Raw genomic sequence first — 21,905 nt, 5'->3', positions numbered from 1 at the left:
GCGCGCATGAGCGTGACGATCGAATCCACCGCAGCAACCGACCCGGTGCGCAAACCGCCCTGGTACCGGTCGCTTTTCCTGCAACTGCTGGTGGCGATCGTGGCCGGAATTCTGGTCGGCAAGCTGTGGCCCGACTTCGGCGCGGACCTCAAACCGCTGGCCGACGGGTTCATCAAGCTGATCAAGATGGTGATCGCGCCGATCATCTTCTGCACGGTTGTGCTCGGCATCGCCCATGTGGGCGATATGAAGTCGGTCGGGCGGATCGGTGTGAAGGCGCTGATCTACTTCGAGGTGATCACCACCTTCGCACTGCTCTTCGGTTTGCTGGTCGGCAATCTGGTGAAGCCGGGTGCGGGCTTTCATGTCGACGCGCAGACCCTGGCCACCGGCGCCGAGAAGATCGCCAAGACCACAAAGAACGGCGAGCTGCCGCATACCGTCGACTTTTTGCTGAATATCATTCCGGCATCGGTGATTTCGGCGTTTGCGGAGAATGCTTTGTTGCAGGTGTTGTTTTTCGCGGTGCTGTTCGGATTGGCTTTGGCGAAGTTCGGCGAGCATGGCCCGCCGGTGATTTTGGAGGCCGTCGATCACATCGGGAAGATCTTCTTCACGATCATCGGCTGGATTATGAAATTGGCACCGCTGGGTGCGTTCGGCGCGATGGCCTACATCGTTGGGCAGTACGGACTTTCCGCGCTCAGCAGCTATGGCAAGTTGATCGCCTGCTGTTATGCGGCGGCGGTGCTGTTCCTGCTGGTGCTCGCGGTGGTGGTGCGGGTTTTCGCGGGGGTGAGTCTGTGGAAGCTCGTCAAATACATCAAGAATGAGCTGTTCTTGGCGCTGGGCACCGCATCGACCGAGGTGGTGCTGCCGCGGATCATGATCAAACTGACCGAGGCCGGTTGCTCCCGAGCGACCACCGGGCTGGTGATACCGACCGGGTATTCGTTCAATCTCGATGGTGCGACGCTGTATTTGTCCATCTGCGTGCTGTTCTTGGCGCAGGCGCTCGGGGTGGATCTGAGTCTCGGCGAGCAGATTACGGCGGTCGGCGTGCTGATGTTGACCTCGAAAGGTATGGCGGGCGTGCCGGGTTCGTCATTCCTGGCGTTGTCGGCGACGATCAGTGCGATCGGGCACGGATCGATTCCGGTGGCGGCGGTCGCGTTGCTGCTGGGGGCGGATCGACTGATGGATTCGATGCGGGTCACGGTGAACCTGCTCGGCAATTGCGTCGCGACATTCGTGGTCGCGAAGTGGGAGGGGCAGTTGGATTCCGAGCGGATGCGCAAGGTGCTGGATGGTGAAGAGGTACCGCCGTTGGAAGACAAGGACCCGATGGTCGCCTACTCGAGGGCATGAGCACCGGTGCCCGGTGGTAACGCCGCCGGGCACCGCGGGCTCGGCAGCATCGACAGGTGCGGTACGAGGAACTTGCCGATGAGCCATGTTCGATCACGCGGCCGCTGGTGATCCTGGGCGACCGCTGGACCTGGTGATCCTGAAATATTCGTTCGCGGGCGTCCGGCGGTTCAACGCATTCCAGAGCGCACTCGGCATCTCCCGGAGTCGATGCCTCGCCCAGAATCGTGTGGCTCGGCAATATTTCCTTCGCCTTCTATCTGATCCAGTTCCCGGTCATGGTGCTGATCACCCGGCTGTTCATCGGCGGCCGACAATTCGGCTGGCTCGGGTTCGCCCGGTTGAGCCTGATCGTCGAACGGCGGCGGCCGCGATCTACCGCTGGGTCGATGAACCGCTCATGCGCCGCTTCGCCGGTCGCCGCACGCGGGCCCGCCCGCGACGACGCGAGATCCGGTCGACCGCGTTATCGCCTCGGTTGCGTCGTGACGAGGCAGAATCCCAGGAATGAATCCCGGCGAGCCCGCCGCGCGCGACCGCAAACGGCACGGTAGGCACTACACGCCACCAGCCCTGGCGCGCTTTCTCGCGCGGCGGCTGCTCGAGCATGCGCCGCTGCGGACCGGGCGCTCTGGAGTCGCTCATGCTGTGGTGCCGCGCGTGCGGGAGGCGGGGGCGCATGATGGGCAGGCGCACACAGTGGCGGCATCGGGTACTGGGATGCCTGATGGGGAGGTGCAGGAAGAGGGGATTGAGGTACCAGTAGGGGTGCGGGTGCCGAGCGGAGGGATGCTGCGGGTGCTCGACCCGGCCTGTGGGGACGGTGAGCTGCTGCTTGCGCTGGATCAGGTTGCGCGGGAGTTGTTGCCGGGGGTTCGGGTGGAGTTGGTCGGATACGACCTGGATGCGGCCGGGGTTGCGGTCGCGCGGGAGCGGGCGGCGACCGCCGGAGTTGCGGTCGAGTGGCATGTCGGGGATTTCTTGACCGAATCGGCGGGGATCGCGGCGGGGGCGTTCGATGCGATCATTACCAATCCGCCGTATGTGCGGACTCAGCAGTTGGGTGGGAAGACCGCGCGGTTGCTCAGCAAGCAGTTCGGGTTGCAGGGGCGGATCGATCTCACCCATCCATTCGTCGCGGTCGCGCCGCGGCTGCTGCGGTCGGGTGGGGTACTCGGATTGCTGTGTGCCAATCGGTTTCTCACCACCAAGGCCGGTGCGAACATCCGGAGCCTGCTGCGCACCGAGTTGGCTCCGGTCGAACTGTATGACCTCGGCGACACGAAGTTGTTCGAGGCTGCGGTGTTGCCCGCGGTCACCATCGCCACTCGGACGGCGTCGCGCGCAGTTTGCCGCTATGTTTCGGCCTACGAGGTGGATACCGCCGAAAACATCGGTGGGACAGATCTTTTCGAGGCGCTGGCGGCCGAACGCAGTCACTGCGTCGAGCATGGTGGGCGCACCTTCGCGGTCGAGGTCGGCACGTTGGCGACGGGTGAGCGGGCGGTGACCCGCGGGGCGTCCGGCGATCAGATATCAGGTGATCGGGCGATCCGCAGCGATCCGGTGGGCTCGGTGGTGGACTGGCAGATCGCCGCCTCCGGTCCGGATAACGGTGTGGATGTGAGGTGTGACGCGGCCGAGGACAGCGGCGCTTGGCGAATGTCCCGGCCGGAGGTCGACAGGTGGCTGGCCGAGGTGGAGGCGGGGACCTGGCGGACATTCGGTGCCGTGGGGCGAATTCGGGTAGGTATCAAGACGACTGCGGATCGGGTATTCATCTCCGATCGGTGGGGGGAGGTGCGGCCACCGCCGGAGGGGGAGTTGCTCTTCGATTTGATCACCCATCAGGATGTCGATCCGTGGCAAATCTCGCGGGAGCGCGACGTGCGGGTGCTGTATCCGTACGACACGGCGCAGCCCGCGCGCATGCCCGTTGACCTGCGGGATTTTCCGGGCGCCGCAGCATATTTGGAGTCACATCGGGAGACGTTGGCCGGTCGGAAATATCTGACCGACAGTGGCAGGGAATGGTTCGAGATCTGGGTGCCGCAGCGGCCGCATCTGTGGCGGGTGCCGAAGGTGGTCTTCCCCGATATCAGTGAGCGGCCGCGATTCGCCTTGGATCGGTCCGGGGCGGTGGTGAACGGGGACTGCTATTGGATATCGCTGGCCGATCTCGGGGTCGACGGCGCCGCGGAGCGGCTGGCGTATTTGCTGATGGGCGTCGCGAACTCGGCGTTGGGCCTGCGGTTCTACGATGCGGTGTGCGGGAATCGGCTGTATTCGGGTCGGCGGCGGTGGATCACCCAGTATGTGTCGCGGCTACCGCTGCCGGATCCGACCACGATGCGGGCGGGTGGAGTCGTCGAACTGGTGCGGGAATTCATCGACGACGGCAGAGAGCCCGATACGAATTCGCTCCGGTTGCTCGATGAGTGGGTAGCGGCCGCGTTCGGCATCCGGGTATTCGAAACGCGTTGACGGTTATGCGCTGGCGCGGACACCGACCATCGGCAGCAGGGTGCGTCGCGCGAAATCCCGACCCGCCGCCACATCATCGATCGGAATGAGCCCGTCAGGCGTCAATGCCAGCGACAGTGCCAGCCGCGCCATGATCTCGGCGACGAGTTCGAAGTCGAAATCGTCATCCGCGCCGCTGTGGAGTTCGCGCAATTTCTCCGCCAGATATGTGCGCCCGACCGCGATGATCGGTCCGGCCTCGGTGGTGAGCCGGGGCAGGATGAGATCGGGTTCGGTGCGTAGCAGCCGCCGCAACAGTTCGTTGCCCGCGATCGCGGTGATGACCGCGACGAAGATCTCGATCAGCTGCTCCTCGACGCCGTCGACCTTCTGTACCCGCTTATCGATCTCCGCGACGAAACGCTGCGCCTCGCGCACACTGACCGCCTCGACCAGATCATTCTTCGATTCGAAGCGGCGGTACAGCGTGGCCGGACTGATTCCGGCGCGCCGGGCGATCTCGCCCATGCTGGTGCGTTTGATGCCGAAGTCCAGGAAAGCTGACAGCGCGCTCTCCAGCAACTTCTCGCCGTCGCTGACGGGCTTTTCCAGGATGCGCTGGAGGATGGGCGGAACGGTCGGCATCGAGGCTCCAGTCGATCGGCTCGGGACGCCGGTGGTGGCTGGGCGTCGCGACGGTGCGGGTGAGTGCCGTTCATTATTTCACCGGGGCGCGGCAGTGCTACCGCGGATCAGCACCAGAACTGGACAGACGACCGGCGCACGCGCGACTATGTGCGCGGCAGATCCAGTTCCGCCATCTCCTTTTCGATCGCATTGGCGGCGAAATCCACTCCGCTGGAGCGCAACTCGTGCACTCGCCGCTGTAGCGCCTCGACCCCACCCGGTTGGGCCGCGATGTCGGCCACGCTGATCCGCCCCGACGGCCGGTGCATACTCTGCTGCACGTACGCCACCGTGATACCTCCTACCTGCACGCTGCGCGGCCACCATCCGGTGGGCTCGCCCTCCGCGCTACAGGCCACTCCACAGCTGCGTCGGCGGGAGATCCCGGGACACCGGGCACGCTGGCAAAATGTTATCAGCGATTTAGTTTGGTCACTTGATCAGTGTGCTCTGTCTCACATCTGCTTCGCGTCGCGGTGGTTTGCCATGTTGTGCAGGTACACAGCGCTATTCAGTCGGATGCCGTCCTGCTCGGCCTCGCTCAACTCCCGACGCACCTTGCCGGGCACACCCGCGACCAGCGAACCGGGCGGAATCTGCGCACCCTCCGGAATCAGGGCATTTGCGGCGATCAGACTGCCCGCGCCGATGACCGCGCCATTGAGGACCGTGGCACCCATGCCGACGAGCACATCGTCGCCGACGGTGCAGCCGTGCAGGATCGCATTGTGTCCCACCGAAACTCCGGTGCCGACGGTGAGCGGGAAACCCGGGTCGGCGTGCAGGACGCAGCCGTCCTGAATATTGGTGCGCGCGCCGACGCTGATCGCCTCGAGGTCGGCGCGCAGGACCGTGCTGTACCAGACGCTCACCTCGGCGGCCAGTTGCACGCGTCCGATTACGGTGGCGTTCGGTGCGATCCACGCGGTCTCGTCGATTTCGGGTATATGTCCGCTTACCTCGATCCTCATGCCGAAAACATAAAGGGACCGAGGCCGGCGGAGCCCACGGGGTGGGCGAACTCGGCGGAGGCGGCATCGCAATCCTGTCGCTATTACTCCGCGGCCGAGTATTCGGGGACGGGTGCGCCCGCGAACAGCGCGCGGTGCGCGGCCGGGCTGGTGCCGAGGATGCGGTGGAAGTGGTGGCGCAGACTGACCGCGGTGCCGAAGCCGGTTTCGGCGGCGATGCGATCCATGGTCTCGGTGGTGGATTCCAAAAGTAGTCGGGCGCGGTCGGCGCGCTGTTGCAGCAGCCATTGCTGCGGACTGTTCCCGGTGCGTTCGCGGAAGCGTCGAGTGAAGGTGCGTCGCGACATCAGCGCGATGCGAGCCCAACTATCCAGGTCGATCGGCTCGCCGAGATTCGTACGCGCCCAGACCATCGCGCGTTCGATCGGATCGTCGTCGGCGGCTTCGGGTACTGCGACCGGTATGTACTGGGCCTGGGAGCCGCTGCGGTGCGGGGCGGTCACGAGCGACCTGGCCAGTTCGGTGGCGGCGCGGCTGCCGAGGTCGTCGCGGACCAGGTGCAGGCAGCAATCGAGTGCGGCGGCGACGCCCGCGGAGGTGACGATATCGCCGAGGTCGGTCCAGAGGGTGTCGGCGCGGACCCGGACCTTCGGATAGGTCGCGGCCAATTCGGCGGCCGCGGCCCAGTGGGTGGTGACTTCCCGACCGTCCGCCAAGCCGCTCGCCGCCACCGCGAAGGAGCCCAGGCACAGGCCGACGATCCGGGCTCCTCTGGCGTGTGCGTCATGGAGTGCGTCGCGCAGTTGCGCCGAAATGCCCATGCCGCGCTGCCAGCTCGGGATCACCACCAGGTCGGCACGCTCGAAGGCGTCGAGTCCGGTTTTCACGACGATGTCGAAACCGGCCGGGGTCCGCAGCGTGCCTGGCTGTTCGGCGCACACCTCGACGCGATAGTCAGGTGTCCCCTCGGTGCCGACCCGGCCGAAGACCAGCGTCGGTACCGACAGATGGAAGGGGATGACCCCATCGAAGGCCAGAGCGGCGACGGAACGCATGGCCTGATCTTATCGCTACGCGGCTCACGGGCCACTATTGATCGAATATCGGGGCGACAAGTATTGATCCCATGACCGAGACGATTGCACGCACGACCTTCGAAGCCCTGCACATCGGCGGGCCCACCCTGCGCTTCCGGTACGGCAGCCTGACGTGGCTGACCGATCCCACCTTCGACGCTCCGGGCGACTACCCGGGTCCGATAACACTGCACAAGCTCACCGGCCCGGCGGTTCCGGTGGAGCAGGTGGGACCGGTGGACGTGGTGCTGCTGTCGCATGACCAGCACGACGACAATCTGGACCACTCCGGCCGTGAATTCCTGTCCACCGTGGCGACCGTCTTGTCGACGCCGGATGCCGCCGGTCGCATCGAAGGTGTTCGGGGACTGGCGAATTGGGAGACTGTCACACTGGGTGAGGTGCGTGTGACGGGTGTGCCCGCACTGCACGGGCCAGTGGGGTGCGAGTCGCAGACCGGCGTGGTCACCGGGTTCGTATTGCAGGCCGAGGGGCTGCCGACCGTGTACGTGTCGGGTGATAATGCTTCGGTCGAGCTCGTCGAGCAGATCGTGGCGCGCATCGGTCGGATCGATATCGCGATCCTGTTCGCCGGTGCGGCGAATGTCGGCCGGTTCGGCGATATCGATCTCACGCTGAATGCCCGCACCGCGGTGCAGGCCGCCGAGGCGCTGGGTGATGCGGTGATCGTGCCGGTGCACGCCGAGGGATGGGCGCACTTCAGTGAGACGCTCGAGCGCCTGGAGCGGAATTTCGGTTACGCCGGTCGGGGTGAACAGCTGCGCATTCCGAAGCTGGGTGAGACGTTCGCTGTGTGAGCGTCCTCGGAAACCGACAGTGCGTCCAGCGCGGCGTTCATGGCGCCGGGACCGTCGGTGGTCCACGATGGCGATATGAGGATCGCAGTTCCGCGGGAGGTCAAGGAGCAGGAGTTTCGAGTGGCGCTGACCCCGGCTGGTGCCGGGGAACTGGTGCGGCACGGGCACGAGGTGCTGATCCAGGCCGGCGCGGGGGTGGGGTCCGGATTTTCGGATGCGGATTACGTCGCCGCGGGTGCGCGGATGGTGCCCGCCGCCGAGCAGGTGTGGTGGGAGGGCGAGCTGGTTCTGAAGGTCAAGGAGCCGATCGCCGAGGAGTATCCGCGGATGCGGCCGGAGCAGGTGCTGTTCACCTATTTGCACCTGGCGGCGTCGCGCGAATGCACCGATGCGATTCTGCGGTCCGGAATCACCGCGATCGCCTATGAGACAGTGCGCGCGGCGGATGGGTCGCTGCCGCTGCTGGCACCGATGAGCGAGGTCGCGGGCAAGCTCGGACCGCAGGTCGGCGCGTATCACCTGATGGCGCCGCTCGGTGGTGCCGGGCTTTTGCTCGGCGGGGTGCCGGGAGTGCTTCCGGCCGATGTGGCGGTGCTCGGCGGTGGTGTCGCGGGGACGAACGCGACCATTGTCGCGGCCGGGATGGGGGCGAAAGTCACCGTGCTGGACACCAATCTGGCGCGCCTGCGCGAACTCGACGCACGGTTCGAAGGGCGCATCTCGACGGTGGCCTCGAATGCGGTCGAGATCGAGCGGGCCGTGCTGGCGGCGGATCTGGTGATCGGGTCGGTGCTGGTGCCGGGTGCGCGGGCGCCGAAGCTGGTATCCGAGGAACTGGTTCGCGGTATGCGGCCCGGGTCGGTGTTGGTGGACATCGCCATCGATCAGGGCGGGTGTTTCGCCGGTTCGCATCCGACAACGCATGCGAATCCCACTTTCCGCGTGGCCGATTCGCTGTACTACTGTGTGGCGAATATGCCGGGTGCGGTGCCGCACACCGCTACCGTGGCGCTCACCAACGCCACTGTCCCGTATGTGCGCGCGATTGCCGCTCACGGGTGGCGGGAGGCGTGTAGGGCGCATCCCGATCTCGCACGCGGGGTCACCGCGGATAAAGGGCGGCTGTTATCGGCGGAGGTTGCGGCGGCGCACGGATATTCGATACCCGAACCGGTTGGGTTGGCTGGCTGACGTATTGCGATTGCGCGGCCGCGCGATGGGAAGGGTGAAAGCGGTGACTGCGGAATTCCTGCGGCGGGTAGTGGTGATGGCGGTGCTTCTGGTGCTGTTGCCGTCGGTTGGTGCGGCGGTTGCGGCACCGACGGTGGAGGGCGTCGATCCGGCCGCGGTGGACCGATATATGTCCGAATACCTTTCCCGGACACGGTTGCCGGGGGCTTCGATCGCCATTACCCACGGGGATCAGGTGGTGTACGTGGCGGGATATGGGCACGATTCGAGCGGCGCGGCGATCAGCGCGACGACGCGCATGCCGATCGCTTCGGTGAGCAAATCCATGACGGCGTCGGCCGTGATGCAGTTGGTCGATGCCGGGAAGGTGCGTCTCGACGCGCCGGTGCGTGAGTACCTCCCCGACTTTCGGTTGGCCGATTCGCGTGGCGATCGGATCACGGTGCGCGAGTTGTTGAATCAGACGTCCGGAATGTCGGATACCGCATTTCCCGATCTGCGACGGCCGCAGGCGGATTCACTGGCCGGTGCGGTCGAGCGACTGCATGCTGCGAAACTCGCCGCCGATCCGGGGACGGAATTCCACTATCACAATCCGAATTATCAGGTGGCCGCTCGGTTGGTGGAGGTGGTCAGTGGGGAACCGTTCGCGGACTATATGCGGCGTAATGTATTCGGGCCCATTGGAATGCGTGACAGCACGACGGTGAATTCGGCGCGCGAGGCCGAGGAGGTGACGCACGGATACATTCGGGCATACGGTTTCGCGATACCGGTTGCTGAGCCGGACTGGTTCGTCGGCGGTAGCCACGGTGTAATCACCACGGCCGCCGATCTGGCCGCGTGGCTGATCACCCAGAACAACGGTGGTGTCGCGCCGGACGGGCACCGGTTGGTGTCGTCGGCGGCGGTGACCGAGATGCACACGCCCTCGGGAGTCAGTGACGACGATTACGGAATGGGCTGGGAGCGTGCGCAATCCGATCAGCTCGTGCACTACGGTGACTGGTTCACCTACACCGCCGCGCAGGTCCTGGTGTCCGACACCGGCTACGGGATCGCTGTCATCGCCGATACCGGCTTGGCACTCGAGGATGATCCCAAGATCATCGCGCAGGGCTTGGTCGCGCTGACCCAGGGCGAGTCGCCCGATGTGCATCGCCCGTGGGGCATCTACGCCGATTGGGGAATGGCGCTGCTGACACTCGCAACTCTCGGGCTCGGGGGGTTCTGCCTGGTGCGATCGCGCCGGTGGGCTGATCAGCAGGCTCGCCCGAGCTGGCTCATCGCGCTGCGCCAATTGCCTTATCTCGCCCCGATCCCGATCCTGATCGCGCTGCCACAGCTCGCAGGTCTGGTCTTCCGCGGCCGGGCCCCGACTTTCCTCCAGGTGACTTACGTTTGGCCCGGTCTCGTCGTATTTCTCGGCATTGCCGCGTTGGCGGGCCTGTGCGTTGTTCTGGCTCGCGGCGTGTGGCTCATTATGTTGCGACGCAAGCGATCCGGGACCGTTGTCGAGCCAGAAACGCCCGTTGTCCAAGCGCCCACCTAGCCGATCGGGGCCCGCACATCGAATGTGCGGGCCCCGTGGGTTATTCGGCGTCCGGGCCGAGGTACCAGTCGGGCGCGCCTTCGGTGGGCAGGTCGTGCAGCTTGTCCGGGTTACGGACCACATTGATGGCGACGATGCGGCCGTTATCGATGGTGAAGGAGAACACGCCGGTGTGGTTGCCGTCGAAGACGACCAGACCGGGCGCACCGTTGACCAGAACCGCGCGGCCCCAAGCGCCCGCCGCGGACGGTGCGTGGTACCAGCCGAGCAGCATCTTCGCGATGAGTTCGGCGCCGCGCACGGCCTGGCGGATGGCGGGGACCTTGCCGCCGCCGTCGGCGGTCAGGCTGACGTTCGCGTCGAGCACGCCGAGTAGCGCGCTCAGATCACCCGAGCGCCAGGCCACCGCGAAGGCCGAGACGACCTTCTCCTGTTCGTCGGGTGAGGCGGGGAAGCGGGGTGTGCCGTCCTCGACGCGCTTGCGTGCACGCGAGGCGAGCTGGCGCACCGCCGCCGGTGTGCGACCGACGACCTCGGCGACCTCGGGGCCGCTCATACCGAACACATCCTGTAGTACGAATGCGGTGCGCTCGGCGGGCGAGAGGGATTCCAATACGACCAGCAGCGCCGTGGTGACGCGCTCGTCCTGCGTGATCCGGTCGGCCGGATCGTCCCAGGTGGTGACCTCGGGCTCCGGCAACCATTCACCGACGTACTGCTCGCGCCGGGCGCGGGCCGAACCGAGCTGATCGAGGGCCAGACGCCCGGTAACGGTGGATAGCCAGGCCCGCAGATTCTCGATCTCGCCCGCTGTCCCGGCCTCGTACTGGCGCTGCAGCCGCAGCCATGCCTCCTGCACCACATCGTCGGCATCGGTGAGACTGCCCAGCGTGCTGTAGGCGAGCCTGCGCAGATACGGCCGGTGCTCCTCGAAACGCCGAGCCAACTCGGCCTGGTCGATGGGTTCGGAGGAAGGCTGGTCAGTCACTGGTCTCGCCGTTCGGTCGTGCGGCCCCAACAGGGGCGAGCTTAGGTGTCGTCATGCTGATGACGACGCAGGGTTAGCGAGTGTGACATCTCTGCTCGCATGGCGTGCTGGCGGGTTGCGCGCGGTGACGGGCTACCCTCGCCGGGTGCGAACGGGGACTTCCAGGGCGGCCGGGCTGATGCTCGGATTCGCGCTCGACCGCGTATTCGGTGATCCACGCCGGTGGCATCCGGTGGCTGGATTCGGTACGGCGGCAGTTGCGCTGGAGCGGGTGACCTACACCGATCGGCGTTCGGCGGGGGTTGTGCACGAACTGGTGTTGGTCGGTGCGACAACGGTGTTCGGGTTCGGGCTACGGCGCGGTGGGGTAGTTGCGACCGCGCTGGCGGCATGGACGGTGCTCGGCGGGCGCAGTCTGGTGCGCGCCGGACGCGAGATGGCCGACCGGCTCGAGTCCGGTGATGTGGCGGGCGCGCGGGCGCTATTGCCTTCGCTGTGCGGGCGCGATCCCGAGGCGCTCGAGGCGGACGGATTGGCCCGTGCCGCCTTGGAATCCATTGCCGAGAACACCTCGGATGCGACGGTCGCGCCGCTGCTGTGGGGTGCGGTCGCCGGGACACCCGGGCTGCTCGGGTATCGCGCGATCAACACGCTGGACGCGATGATCGGCTACCGCAACGACCGGTACCTGCGCTTCGGGTGGGCCGCCGCCCGCGTCGACGATCTGGCCAATCTGTTGCCCGCGCGCATCACCGGCATGCTCACCGCCGCCTTGGCGCCTGTGGTGGGCGGACATCCGGCCGACGTACTGCACGCGTGGCGACGAGACGCGTCCAAGCACCCCAGCCCCAATGCCGGGGTCGTCGAGGCCGCGATGGCAGGTGCGCTCGGTGTCCGGCTCGGCGGGCGGACCCAATATCGGCACGGCACCGAACTGCGTCCAACTCTGGGTGACGGTCCCGCACCTCGGGTCGCGGATCTGCGGCGCGCTGTACGCATGTCGGAGGCGATCCAGGTGGGCGCGGTCCTGACCGCCGCACTCTGGTCGATTCTGCGGCGCTGACTCCGCCCAGTGGCGGACTTGGTCAGCGAGTACCGCCGTAGCGGTCGGCCAGGCGCTGCTCATTGGTGGATGCCGGTGTGGGGGTCGGGGTTTTGGTCGGGGTCGGTTCCGGGGTAGCCGTGGCCTTGTCCTTGCGGCGCTCGCGGATCTCGGCATAGATGAAGTAGCCGAGGCCGAGGGGAGCCATGATGCCGAAGGCCAACCATTGCAGGCCGTAGGAGAGATAGGGGCCCGCGTCGAGTTGAGGGAGGGGAGTAGGGGTGAACGCTCCGGGTTGGTTTTCGCTGAGCTGCAGGTAGCCGCCGCGTTCGCCGGTGGGGATGACGGTGAGGGGCTCCTGTAGGACTGTCATTTCCTGCGTGGTGTCCACCGAGTACACCTGGCGGTAGCCGTCTTGGACCGTCGGGTCCTTACCGGGGGTGACGCCCTCGGACATCCGGATGCGCGCCTCGATCTTCTGCGGCCCGGTGGGCGGGTCCGGAATCTGCGGTGGGCGGGAACCGTCGACGGCCGCGACGAGACCGCGATCGATGAGCAGGATGCGGCCGTCGTCGAGTTTGAAGCTGGCCAGTACCGAGTAGCCGGGCGCGCCGTCGAGGTGGCGCAGCCGGACCAGCACGGTCGAGTTCGGCAGGTAACTGCCGGTCGCCGTGACACGTCGCCATTCGGCGCGCGAATCGGTGCTCTGGTTGTCCAGGACGGTGGCGATATCGATCGGGGCGGCGTGCACCGAATCGGCGATCAGCTGGTTGCGGTGCGAGGTGGTGGTGTTCTTGCCGAGCTGCCACGGTGCGAGCACGGTGAAGCAGAGATAAGCGAAGGCCGCGACGAGTACGGCCAGGATCAGCCAGCTCGGGCGCAGCAGGAAGGTCAGTCGGCGCATCACGAGCGTCCGTCTGGGACATAAGAGACTGATTGGTCTGGTTTATCTCCGGGCTCATTGTCGGCGATCGGGCCGCGCGCGGCGAGGGTGGTACGGACCCAGTCCAAAAGCCCCGGGATGGCGGCGGCGATCTGGTCGTGGACCAGGTCGAAGTCGGCGGTGTCGCCGTAGTACGGGTCGGGAACGTCGAGGGTGTCGGCGGCGGGGTCGAAGCTGCGGAGCAGGCGGCGGCGGTCCGATGGGATGCCGAGTGTGGCGAGGCGGCGTTCGTGGCCGGAGTCGAGGGCGATCAGCAGGTCGGCGTCGCGGTGTTGGTTACCGAATTTCGCGGCGATGTGGCCGGTCGGGTAGCCGTGGCGGTCCAGGGTGGCGTTGGTGCGGGCGTCGGCGTCCTGTCCGGCATGCCAGCCGTCGGTGCCCGCGCTGCTGACCCGCACGCGGTCGGCGAGCCCCTCGCGGTACAGGTGTACCGCGAACATCTTCTCCGCCATCGGCGATCGACAAATGTTGCCGGTACAGACGAACGACACGTGCAACTCACCCACGACAGCCATTCTGGCCGGTCGTCCCGAGGGACCGCCACGTAGGGTGATTTCTCGTGTCAGCCGAGAGTGTCGATCACGCGAAACTGCGTCACCACGGTGACGTCGACGTGCGCCCCGGCATGCTCGATTTCGCGGTGAACGTGCAGGGCAGTGCGCCGCCGCCTTGGCTGCGCAACCGCCTGGCCGCGCGCCTCGACGATCTCGGCAGATATCCGAGCGCGGCCGACGAACTCGCCGCACGCACCGCGGTGGCGGCCCGCCACGGTCGCGCGATCGATGAAGTGCTGCTGTTGGCGGGCGCGGCCGAGGGCTTCGCAATGCTGTCCAGGCTCGCACCGCGACTGGCCGCGGTGCTGCATCCCTCGTTCACCGAACCCGAACTGGCGCTGCGCGAGGCCGATATCCCGGTGACCCGCGTCGTACTCGAACCGCCGTATGCCCTCGACCCGGCGCTCGTTCCCACCGCCGCCGACCTGGTGGTGCTCGGCAACCCGACCAACCCCACCTCGGTCCTGCACCCCGCCGAAACCATCCGCGCGCTACGTCGACCGGGCCGCATCATCGTCGTCGACGAGGCCTTCGCCGATGCGATTCCCGGCGAACCGCAGTCACTTGCCGCTTCGCCCGCACCGGACATCCTCGTCCTGCGCAGCCTCACCAAAACCTGGGCCTTGCCGGGTCTGCGCTGTGGTTACTTCCTCGGCGCACCCGACCTGCTGGCATGCCTGAATCACGGCCGCGCCCACTGGCCGCTGGGCACGCTGCAACTGGAAGCGATCACCGCGACCGCCGAGCCGGATGCGGTCGCCGCGGCACAACAGCGAGCACAGACGATCGCCGCCGAGCGCCACTCGATGATCGAACGACTGACCGCGCTGGGCATACACGTCCACACCCCCGCTGACGGACCATTCCTATTGCTGCGCGTGCCGGACGGTGAACTCCTGCGAAAGCACCTGGCAGACCATGGAATCGCGGTCCGCCGTGCCGACACCTTCCCCGGCCTCGGACCGGATTACCTGCGCATTGCTGTCCGCGGTCCCGCCGAGGTCGATCGGTTGATCGCCGGAATCCGTGCGGCAGGAGTTTGATGTCGACCCAGCTGGGTTGTCCGTGTGATGTCCGCACCCGTGTGGGCGCGAGGGCGCTCGTCCTGGACTGTCGAGTGTGGGCAGGTGATCTTGGTGTGGCCGGAAAACGGGAGACGGAGGTAGACGGATGACGACGCTCGCGGATCTCATCGGGGTGCTCGACGCGGCTTATCCGCCGAAGTTGGCGGAGTCCTGGGATTCGGTGGGGTTGGTGTGCGGTGATCCGGTCGATGAGGTGACTCGGGTGCTGTTCGCCGTGGATGCCACTGCCGCCGTGGTGGATGAGGCGATCGATTGGCGGGCACAGGCTTTGGTGGTGCACCACCCGCTGCTGTTGCGCGGCGTCGACACTGTCGCGGCGGATACGCCCAAAGGCGCTCTGCTGCATCGGCTCATCCGGTCCGGGTGCGCATTGTTCGCGGCGCATACCAACGCCGACTCCGCTGATCCGGGAGTTTCCGATGCGCTGGCCGAGGCGCTCGGACTCACCGTCACCGGACCATTGGATTCGAAACCGCAAGCTGCCATGGACAATTGGGTGGTGCAGGTGCCGCGTTCAGATGCGGATGCCGTGCTGGCCGCGCTGTTCGCAGCCGGTGCCGGTGGCAGCGGTACCTATCGTGAGTGTGCTTTACGGGTGCCAGGAGTGGGGCAGTTTCGTCCGGTGACAGGGGCGAACCCGGCGATCGGCGCCATCGGGGAATTGCGGCAGGTCGACGAGGACCGCCTCGAAGTGATCGCACCGCCCTCGGCGCGCACCGCCGTGCTGGCGGCGCTGCGGTCGGCCCATCCCTATGAAGACCCCGCCTACCACGTCACCGAGCGCGCGGCGCTGCCATCCGGGCTCGGCATCGGTCGGGTCGGCACCCTCCCCGAACCGGAGTCCTTGCGCGAGTTCACCTCTCGGGTCGCCGCCGCACTGCCCGCGACCATCTGGGGCGTGCGCGCGGCTGGTGACCCGGATCGCATGATCCGGACCGTCGCGGTATGCGGCGGCGCGGGCGACTCCTATCTGAACACCGCGGCGCGCCTCGGCGTCGACGCCTACGTCACCTCCGACCTGCGCCACCATCCGGTCGACGAACACCTGCGCCGCGGCGGCCCCGCAGTGATCGATGCCGCCCACTGGGCCACCGAATTCCCATGGTGCGCACAGGCGCAAACAGCAGTCCGAACCGCCCTGCCCGACCTCGAAACCCGCATCTGCACCCTGCGCACCGACCCCTGGACGATCAGCGCCACCGGCGTGACCCGATAACGAACCATCCAGTGCGACGGCGTGTTCAGGGCGTGTTGCCGGAGTTGGTATGTGGTTCAGGTGAGTTGACGCGCCCGATCGGGGTACAACTACCGCATGAATTTCCCGGTGGACTTCGGGATCGTGCAGATCGGCCTGATGCTGATCATCTTGGTCGCGGTCGCGTTGCTGATATCGGCGCTCGTCATGGTGCGCAAGGTCGGATTGCGGGTTCTGCTCGGGCGCGGCGCGGGTGGACTGGCGCTGCTGATCGTCGCGGTACTGCTGCTGTGGGTGATCACGCTCGTACAGACATTCCTGGGATTGAGCGGGGAGGTCAAGGCCGCGCACGTGGTGGTGAATCAGGTTGCGGGCCAAGACCATCGGCTCGAGGTCGACCTCACCCTCTACGGCGACGACCACCACCCCGACAAGCACGAGAAATATCAGGTCGAGGGTGACCTATGGGTGCTGCAGGCCAATATCGTCGAGTTGGAGCCGTGGGTGAACGCCCTCGGTTTCCACTCCGGCTACAAGGTCACCCGCCTCTACGGCCAACGCCTCGACGGCGTCGCCACCACGCAGAACCAGATCTTCGTCAACGGCGACGACCAGGACTTCTTCAACGATATGCGCAATCACAAATGGTGGACCGACCCCTTCGTCCGCTCCGCCTACGGCAACGCCGTCATCGCCACCCCGGGCACCTACGACGTCTTCATCTCCCGCGACGCCATCAAAACCCGCGCGCCGGGCAGTTGACACAGAGGCCGGATAAAGACGTCGGATCTGTGTTCCGATGGCACCACCATCGCCAGCTCGCGCTTATTCCGCGGTCGATGACGCACCGACCACTCCCCTCGGACCGAATCACCCGCCATCCGGGGTACGGTTGAAGACTGGCATCGCCACGCCCGTGGCTCGCGTGCCTCCATCCGTCCACAGCGTCCAGGAGTTTGTCCGCGTTGAATGTCGAACCAGCTGTCCAGTCCAAGCTGCTCCAGCTCGCCGCCGTCGACGCCGAACTGACGCGGATCGCGCATCGGCGCACTGTGCTGCCCGAGCAGCAGGATGTGGCACGGCTGGAGACAGAGCGGAATGCGCACAAGGATGCGGCGGTGGCGGTCGAGATCATGCTCGACGATCTGGACCGGGATATCCGCAAGCTGGAGGGTGAGGTCGATGCGGTGCGCAAGCGCGAGGAGCGCGACCGCGGCATGTTGACCGCCGGTTCGGTGGGCGCCAAGCAGCTCTCCGAGATTCAGCATGAGCTGGGTAGCCTGGAGCGTCGCCGTTCGGTGCTCGAGGACGAGCTGCTCGAGGTGATGGAGCGTCGCGAGGCGTCGGCATCCGATCACGATCACGCGGGTGCGCGGCTCAGCAAGACCGAGCAGGAGCTGGCCGATGCGCAACGCCTGCGCGACGAGGCGCTGGCCGATCTCGATGTGGCGCAGGGGCGTTGCGATTCCGATCGCAAGGATCTGGTCGCGCTGTTCCCGGACGAACTGCTGAGCATCTACGACCGACAGCGCACCCAGCACGGCACCGGCGCCGCGCTGCTGCAGGCCCGCCGGTGCGGCGCGTGCCGGATCGAACTCGACCGCGGTGAGATCGCGCGCATCACCAAGGCCGCGCCGGATGTGATCGTGCGGTGCCCCGAATGCGGTGCGATCCTGGTGCGCACCAAAGAGTCGGGTTTGTGAGGTCTCCGGTGCGGGTATCAGTACTCGCGTCGGTCCGCTCCCAGCGACGGATGGTCGGCTGTCGAAGAGGACGAGAGGAACAATGACCGAGCGCGAGGTGATCGTCGAGGCCGATGGCGGTTCTCGGGGCAATCCGGGCCCGGCCGGTTACGGCGCGGTCGTCTTCGGCGCCGATCACATCCGCATCCTCGCCGAACGCAAGGAATACGTCGGCATCACCACCAATAATGTCGCCGAATACCGTGGGCTCATCGCTGGTTTGGAGGCGGCGGCGGAATTGGGTGCGCGCGTGGTGTCGGTGCGCATGGATTCCAAGCTGGTCGTCGAGCAGATGTCGGGACGCTGGAAGGTCAAACACGCGTCCATGATTCCGCTGGCCGACCGGGCCCGCAGGCTGGTCGCCGGATTCGACAGCGTGACGTTCACCTGGATTCCACGCGCCGAGAACTCTCATGCCGACCGGCTGGCGAACGAGGCGATGGATGACGCCACGCTGATCGGCGAGGTGCATGCCGCCGAGCGGCAGTTGCTCGATGCGGGCGCGGTCGCCGCCAACCTGGCGGAAGAGGTCCGCGAGGCCGAAGAACAGCTGCTCAGCTGGACCGATGAGCAGCCCTCCGCGCGTAGCGTCGAAGAGCACCTGCCGAGTTGGATCGACGAGGCACGCGCATCCAATACCCAAGCTGCCGAACGCGATACGCCGACCGCCGCCGAAGCTGCCCCCGCCTGGACCGGCGCGACCGGCCGTCCGACCCGCTTCCTGCTGCTGCGCCACGGCCAAACCGCCCTCTCGATAGAGCGCCGCTACTCCGGGCGCGGCAACCCGCCCCTCACCGCCCTCGGCCGTGAACAGGCCGCCCGCGCCGCGAAAATGCTCGCCGCGAAGGGGGGTATCGCCGCGGTGGTCACCTCCCCGCTCGGCCGCGCCCGTGAGACCGCCGAAGCCGCCGCCACCGCACTCGATATTCCGGTGCGCGTACTCGACGGTCTCACCGAAACCGACTTCGGCGACTGGGAGGGCCTCACCTTCCAGGAAGCGGCACAACGAGATCCGCAACTACACGCCCGCTGGCTCGGCGATCCCTCGACTCCCGCACCGAACGGTGAGAGTTTCGATCAGGTGCGCGAACGAGTCGAGGCGGCTCGCCGCGATTTACTCGCCCTTTATCCCGGCCAGAACATCGTGGTGGTCAGCCACGTGACCCCGATCAAGACATTGCTGCAACTGGCGCTCGGTGTCGGCCCGTCGCTGCTGTACCGCCTGCACTTGGACCTGGCGTCGCTCTCGATCGCGGAGTTCTATCCCGACGGCGGTTCATCGGTTCGGTTGGTCAACGACACGTCCTACCTCTGAGGACTCGAGCGTCGGACCAACCCGTATGTTTTTCGGTGAACCGTGAATTATGGCGCATCGCAATGGATTCGGCCTGTCGAACCGGTCCCTTTGGGTTGAATCTCACACGGTAACGTTTCAGACACGGTTATAGCGGTAGGCTTCGGGTCGGTCAGGCACAGGCATCCCGCCCCGCCTGTCTGGTCGGGGATAACCAAGGTCTTCGAACAGTGCTGCTCGGGGGGATGAGAGCTGGCGGGCAGCGTTGCTCGGTGGTCGCTTCGAACGATGAAGAGTCCTGTGCGGTCGAGTGATTCGATGGAAGCGCAGGTTCGAATGAGTAGTCCGATCAAGGTTATCGTGCTCGGTGCGGGGATCGGAGGGCTCACGACGGCCGCCGCATTGCGACAGGCGGGCTTCATGGTCGAGCTCTATGAGGCCGCACCCGAGCTGCGTGGCCAAGGATTCGGACTTTCGGTGCAGGCCAATGGAATCAAGGCGTTGCGTGCGATCGGCCTCGGCATCGAGGAAGAACTGTTCGAGCGTGGCGGGAAGGTCGAGACCTTCCGCTTCAACAACCCGGACGGCACCCCCATCCGAGTGCTTCCGGTGCACCGTCAGGACGAGCGGCTCGGCGCACCGAGTGTCGCCCTGCACCGCAAGGATCTGCATGCGGTCCTGTTGCGCGCGATCGGCGACACTCCGACTCATGTTGGCGCACAAGCGACTCGGTTCATCGATGACGGTGAGCACGTGCGCGTCGAATTCGCCGACGGCCGCATCGCCGAGGGCGATCTGCTGATCGGCGCCGACGGCATCCACTCCGTGGTGCGCGCCCAATTGCACGGCCGCGCCGAACCGCGCCCCGGCAATTTCGTCGCCTGGCTGGCCTGCGTCCCGTTCGAACATCCGGCCGTGCCGCACGGCTACTCCGCGCACTATTGGGGCACCGGAATGCGTTTCGGCATCCACGACATCGGCCACGGCCGGGTGTACTGGTGGGGCACCATGACCATGCCGGGCGATGAGGCCGCCGATTGGCGTGGCACCAAGGAAGATTTGCAGCGGCTCTATGCCGACTGGGCGCCGGAGGTGCGCGCTTGCATCGATCAGACCGACTGGGCCGATGTGCTCGCCGTGCCCTGCCAGGACCGTCCGCCGCTGGATGGCTGGGGTCGCGGCCGGGTCACCCTGCTCGGCGATGCGGCGCATCCCATGCTGCCCAGCCTCGGTCAGGGCGCCAACTCCGCCATCGAGGACGCCGTCGTACTCGCCCACACGCTGAAGACCTCGCTGGATCCCGTTGCGGGCCTGCGTCGTTACGAGCAGGTGCGCGCCGAGCGGACGGCCATGTTCGTCAACGGTTCGTGGTCGCTCGGCAAGATCGAGCAGACAACCGATCCCAAACTGGTGAAGGCTCGCGACACCTACTTCCGGCACGCACCCACGGAATTCTTCCTGCGCGAATTGGGTAAGCCGATGTCGTTCCCGCCGCTGGAGGGACCGACCGCGCGACTGCCACGCCAGCTGTCTCCGGTGGAGCGCTGGCATTGGATCGCGGATCAGCTTGCGCCGCTGCATATTCTGGCCCGGGTGCGGGTGCACGGCTCGATCACCGCCGAGCAGGTGCGAATCGGCCTCGACGAAGTGCGGCATCGACATCCGCTGCTCGGTGTCGCGGTGGCAGCCGAACCCGATGGCAGCGCACCGCGTTTCGTGCCGGTGCCGACACCGATTCCGCTGCGTGTGGTCGAGTCCGCCGGTCCGGACGCCTGGCTGGCCGAGGTCGACGATGTCGAATTGCGCGAGCCCTTCGACTGGCACTCCGGTCCGCTCGCGCGCGCCGTGCTCATCGCGGATGCCACCGGTGAGACCAGCGATCTGATCGTCACTCTGCACTATGCGATCGCCGACGGTGAGAGCGCTATGTCGGTGGCCAAGCAGGTGCTGCAGGTCGCCGCGGGCGATGGCATTGATCTCGAGCCCGCCCCGGTTCGGCCGGGTCCGGAGCAGCTGTTCCCGGCGAAGTTCCAGGGCGCCAAGGGCTTCGGCCGCACGGTCGGATCGCTGCTGCGCGACCAGAAGTCGCAGCTGAAGCGGCCGCGGCGACTCGAGCCGACCGAACTCGCCCCGCCGTCGCGGCGACGTAGCCGGGTTGTGCACCGCAGTCTGGATGCCGATCAACTCGACGCATTGACCGCAGGTTGCGAGCGTCACGACGTCGGCCTGCAGGCCGCGCTCTCGGCGGCGCTGCTCATCGCGGCGGCACGCGAGTCGGGCACCTACACCGAATCCTGGTACACCGTAGGCAGTTCGGTGAACTTCCGCGGCCACCTCGACGGCGCGGTCGCCGACACCGAGGTCGGCACCTACCAGGGCATGATCGCGACCCCCGCGAAATACGCGCCGTGGTCCTCGCTGTGGCAGATCGCCGGCGAGATCGAGCGCGAGTACGGTGCACGAATGGACCGTCGCGACCATCTCGCGGCACTGAGCCTGCTGAAGGTCGCCGCACCGAAATCGGTGGCCGCCAGTGCATCCACGGTCAAGTTGATGGACACCCGCGGTCCAGGTCACCTGTGTATGACCTACCTGGGTCGCTACCCGTTCCCGGACAAGATCGGCGCGTGGCAGCTCTCGGGCGCGCAATTCGTCTCGGGCATGTCGGTGAGCGGCTTCATCATGGCCACCGCCAATGCCACACACGGCGAATTGTCGTTCAACCTCGGCTATGTCGAGCCAGCGGTTTCTCGTGGGCGCGCCGAGCGACTTGCCGATGAGAGTGTGCGCGCATTGCTGTCGGTGATCTGACCGACTCGCACCCATAAACGAGGGCGAATCCCGGCATCGATGTCGATGCCGGTAATTCGCGCTATCTGAAAACTGGATACAAGTGGTAACGGCTTTGCGTTTCGGCGTCATCAGGGGCGGGTCCT

Annotated in this window: 19 protein-coding genes; 12 read left to right on the top strand and 7 right to left on the bottom strand. The window is 66.4% G+C overall.

Going from position 1 to position 21,905, the window contains the following annotated elements; translation table 11 throughout:
* Window positions 1-6 precede the first annotated feature (6 nt).
* Together dctA and ACIBJI_RS25355 are read left to right on the top strand one after the other, a co-directional pair.
* Window positions 7-1,368 (top strand): C4-dicarboxylate transporter DctA, encoded by a 1,362-nt coding sequence (gene dctA / locus ACIBJI_RS25360; protein WP_364345436.1) that lies wholly within the window; start codon window positions 7-9, stop codon window positions 1,366-1,368.
* A gap of 507 nt (window positions 1,369-1,875) precedes the next feature.
* Window positions 1,876-3,852, top strand: coding sequence for an Eco57I restriction-modification methylase domain-containing protein (locus ACIBJI_RS25355; RefSeq protein WP_397086203.1), 1,977 nt, complete (start codon window positions 1,876-1,878; stop codon window positions 3,850-3,852).
* Between the two features lie 3 nt (window positions 3,853-3,855).
* On the opposite strand, the gene ACIBJI_RS25350 is transcribed toward ACIBJI_RS25355, so the two are convergent.
* The 4 genes from ACIBJI_RS25350 to ACIBJI_RS25335 form a co-directional block, all read right to left on the bottom strand.
* Window positions 3,856-4,476, bottom strand: coding sequence for a TetR/AcrR family transcriptional regulator (locus ACIBJI_RS25350; protein ID WP_364345430.1), 621 nt, complete (start codon window positions 4,474-4,476; stop codon window positions 3,856-3,858).
* A gap of 146 nt (window positions 4,477-4,622) precedes the next feature.
* Window positions 4,623-4,808: a hypothetical protein gene (locus ACIBJI_RS25345; protein WP_364345428.1), complete on the bottom strand. Its 186-nt coding sequence runs from the start codon at window positions 4,806-4,808 to the stop codon at window positions 4,623-4,625.
* A 165-nt stretch (window positions 4,809-4,973) separates the two neighbouring features.
* Complete coding sequence (locus ACIBJI_RS25340) at window positions 4,974-5,489, bottom strand: gamma carbonic anhydrase family protein (protein WP_396958603.1); 516 nt, start codon at window positions 5,487-5,489, stop codon at window positions 4,974-4,976.
* An 83-nt stretch (window positions 5,490-5,572) separates the two neighbouring features.
* Complete coding sequence (locus ACIBJI_RS25335; protein ID WP_364345424.1) at window positions 5,573-6,544, bottom strand: helix-turn-helix domain-containing protein; 972 nt, start codon at window positions 6,542-6,544, stop codon at window positions 5,573-5,575.
* Between the two features lie 71 nt (window positions 6,545-6,615).
* Here ACIBJI_RS25335 and ACIBJI_RS25330 point away from each other — a divergent pair, with 71 nt between their 5' ends.
* The 3 genes from ACIBJI_RS25330 to ACIBJI_RS25320 all read left to right on the top strand — a co-directional run bounded on the left by ACIBJI_RS25330 (window position 6,616) and on the right by ACIBJI_RS25320 (window position 10,126).
* Window positions 6,616-7,383, top strand: coding sequence for an MBL fold metallo-hydrolase (locus ACIBJI_RS25330; protein ID WP_364345422.1), 768 nt, complete (start codon window positions 6,616-6,618; stop codon window positions 7,381-7,383).
* A 75-nt stretch (window positions 7,384-7,458) separates the two neighbouring features.
* Window positions 7,459-8,574, top strand: a complete 1,116-nt coding sequence (gene ald, locus ACIBJI_RS25325) for an alanine dehydrogenase (RefSeq protein WP_364345420.1) — start codon at window positions 7,459-7,461, stop codon at window positions 8,572-8,574.
* 43 nt (window positions 8,575-8,617) lie between these two features.
* A complete protein-coding gene (locus ACIBJI_RS25320) occupies window positions 8,618-10,126 on the top strand; it encodes a serine hydrolase domain-containing protein (RefSeq protein ID WP_364345418.1) in 1,509 nt (502 codons plus the stop codon).
* A gap of 40 nt (window positions 10,127-10,166) precedes the next feature.
* Here the strand turns inward: ACIBJI_RS25320 and sigJ are convergent, their stop codons facing one another.
* Window positions 10,167-11,114 (bottom strand): RNA polymerase sigma factor SigJ, encoded by a 948-nt coding sequence (gene sigJ / locus ACIBJI_RS25315; protein WP_364345416.1) that lies wholly within the window; start codon window positions 11,112-11,114, stop codon window positions 10,167-10,169.
* Between the two features lie 145 nt (window positions 11,115-11,259).
* Here sigJ and ACIBJI_RS25310 point away from each other — a divergent pair, with 145 nt between their 5' ends.
* The gene (locus ACIBJI_RS25310; RefSeq protein WP_364345414.1) at window positions 11,260-12,177 is read left to right on the top strand and encodes a cobalamin biosynthesis protein; all 918 of its coding nucleotides are present in this window, start codon (window positions 11,260-11,262) and stop codon (window positions 12,175-12,177) included.
* A gap of 22 nt (window positions 12,178-12,199) precedes the next feature.
* Here the strand turns inward: ACIBJI_RS25310 and ACIBJI_RS25305 are convergent, their stop codons facing one another.
* Together ACIBJI_RS25305 and ACIBJI_RS25300 are read right to left on the bottom strand one after the other, a co-directional pair.
* Window positions 12,200-13,060 (bottom strand): SURF1 family protein, encoded by an 861-nt coding sequence (locus ACIBJI_RS25305; RefSeq protein WP_364345412.1) that lies wholly within the window; start codon window positions 13,058-13,060, stop codon window positions 12,200-12,202.
* Window positions 13,060-13,614 (bottom strand): low molecular weight protein-tyrosine-phosphatase, encoded by a 555-nt coding sequence (locus ACIBJI_RS25300; protein WP_364345410.1) that lies wholly within the window; start codon window positions 13,612-13,614, stop codon window positions 13,060-13,062. The genes ACIBJI_RS25305 and ACIBJI_RS25300 overlap by 1 nt, the downstream gene beginning before the upstream one ends.
* Before the next feature lie 44 nt (window positions 13,615-13,658).
* Between ACIBJI_RS25300 and cobC the strand changes: the two genes are divergently transcribed.
* The 6 genes from cobC to ACIBJI_RS25270 all read left to right on the top strand — a co-directional run bounded on the left by cobC (window position 13,659) and on the right by ACIBJI_RS25270 (window position 21,780).
* A complete protein-coding gene (cobC, locus tag ACIBJI_RS25295; RefSeq protein WP_364345408.1) occupies window positions 13,659-14,696 on the top strand; it encodes an Rv2231c family pyridoxal phosphate-dependent protein CobC in 1,038 nt (345 codons plus the stop codon).
* 127 nt (window positions 14,697-14,823) lie between these two features.
* A complete protein-coding gene (locus tag ACIBJI_RS25290; protein WP_364345406.1) occupies window positions 14,824-15,954 on the top strand; it encodes a Nif3-like dinuclear metal center hexameric protein in 1,131 nt (376 codons plus the stop codon).
* Window positions 15,955-16,050: 96 nt separating this feature from the next.
* Window positions 16,051-16,695: a hypothetical protein gene (locus tag ACIBJI_RS25285; RefSeq protein WP_364345404.1), complete on the top strand. Its 645-nt coding sequence runs from the start codon at window positions 16,051-16,053 to the stop codon at window positions 16,693-16,695.
* A 203-nt stretch (window positions 16,696-16,898) separates the two neighbouring features.
* A complete protein-coding gene (locus ACIBJI_RS25280; protein WP_396958604.1) occupies window positions 16,899-17,636 on the top strand; it encodes a zinc ribbon domain-containing protein in 738 nt (245 codons plus the stop codon).
* An 82-nt stretch (window positions 17,637-17,718) separates the two neighbouring features.
* On the top strand, window positions 17,719-18,990 hold the full coding sequence (locus tag ACIBJI_RS25275; RefSeq protein ID WP_364345400.1) for a bifunctional RNase H/acid phosphatase: 1,272 nt from the start codon (window positions 17,719-17,721) through the stop codon (window positions 18,988-18,990).
* Window positions 18,991-19,305: 315 nt separating this feature from the next.
* On the top strand, window positions 19,306-21,780 hold the full coding sequence (locus ACIBJI_RS25270; protein WP_397086201.1) for an FAD-dependent monooxygenase: 2,475 nt from the start codon (window positions 19,306-19,308) through the stop codon (window positions 21,778-21,780).
* Window positions 21,781-21,905: the final 125 nt, after the last annotated feature.

The sequence above is a fragment of the Nocardia sp. NPDC050408 genome (assembly GCF_044458905.1).
In the GTDB taxonomy this organism is placed as follows: domain Bacteria; phylum Actinomycetota; class Actinomycetes; order Mycobacteriales; family Mycobacteriaceae; genus Nocardia.
Note: the sequence above shows the minus strand (reverse complement) of the source record. Positions and strands in the feature narration are given on the sequence as shown.

What these genes read in the sequence shown, in the direction of transcription:
- dctA (WP_364345436.1), top strand. Translation starts at nt 7, where the DNA reads ATGAGCGTGACGATCGAATCCACCGCAGCAACCGACCCGGTGCGCAAA.
- ACIBJI_RS25355 (WP_397086203.1), top strand. Translation starts at nt 1,876, where the DNA reads ATGAATCCCGGCGAGCCCGCCGCGCGCGACCGCAAACGGCACGGTAGG.
- ACIBJI_RS25350 (WP_364345430.1), bottom strand. Translation starts at nt 4,476, where the DNA reads ATGCCGACCGTTCCGCCCATCCTCCAGCGCATCCTGGAAAAGCCCGTC.
- ACIBJI_RS25340 (WP_396958603.1), bottom strand. Translation starts at nt 5,489, where the DNA reads ATGAGGATCGAGGTAAGCGGACATATACCCGAAATCGACGAGACCGCG.
- ACIBJI_RS25335 (WP_364345424.1), bottom strand. Translation starts at nt 6,544, where the DNA reads ATGCGTTCCGTCGCCGCTCTGGCCTTCGATGGGGTCATCCCCTTCCAT.
- ACIBJI_RS25330 (WP_364345422.1), top strand. Translation starts at nt 6,616, where the DNA reads ATGACCGAGACGATTGCACGCACGACCTTCGAAGCCCTGCACATCGGC.
- ald (WP_364345420.1), top strand. Translation starts at nt 7,459, where the DNA reads ATGAGGATCGCAGTTCCGCGGGAGGTCAAGGAGCAGGAGTTTCGAGTG.
- ACIBJI_RS25305 (WP_364345412.1), bottom strand. Translation starts at nt 13,060, where the DNA reads ATGCGCCGACTGACCTTCCTGCTGCGCCCGAGCTGGCTGATCCTGGCC.
- ACIBJI_RS25300 (WP_364345410.1), bottom strand. Translation starts at nt 13,614, where the DNA reads ATGGCTGTCGTGGGTGAGTTGCACGTGTCGTTCGTCTGTACCGGCAAC.
- ACIBJI_RS25290 (WP_364345406.1), top strand. Translation starts at nt 14,824, where the DNA reads ATGACGACGCTCGCGGATCTCATCGGGGTGCTCGACGCGGCTTATCCG.
- ACIBJI_RS25285 (WP_364345404.1), top strand. Translation starts at nt 16,051, where the DNA reads ATGAATTTCCCGGTGGACTTCGGGATCGTGCAGATCGGCCTGATGCTG.
- ACIBJI_RS25275 (WP_364345400.1), top strand. Translation starts at nt 17,719, where the DNA reads ATGACCGAGCGCGAGGTGATCGTCGAGGCCGATGGCGGTTCTCGGGGC.
- ACIBJI_RS25270 (WP_397086201.1), top strand. Translation starts at nt 19,306, where the DNA reads ATGAGTAGTCCGATCAAGGTTATCGTGCTCGGTGCGGGGATCGGAGGG.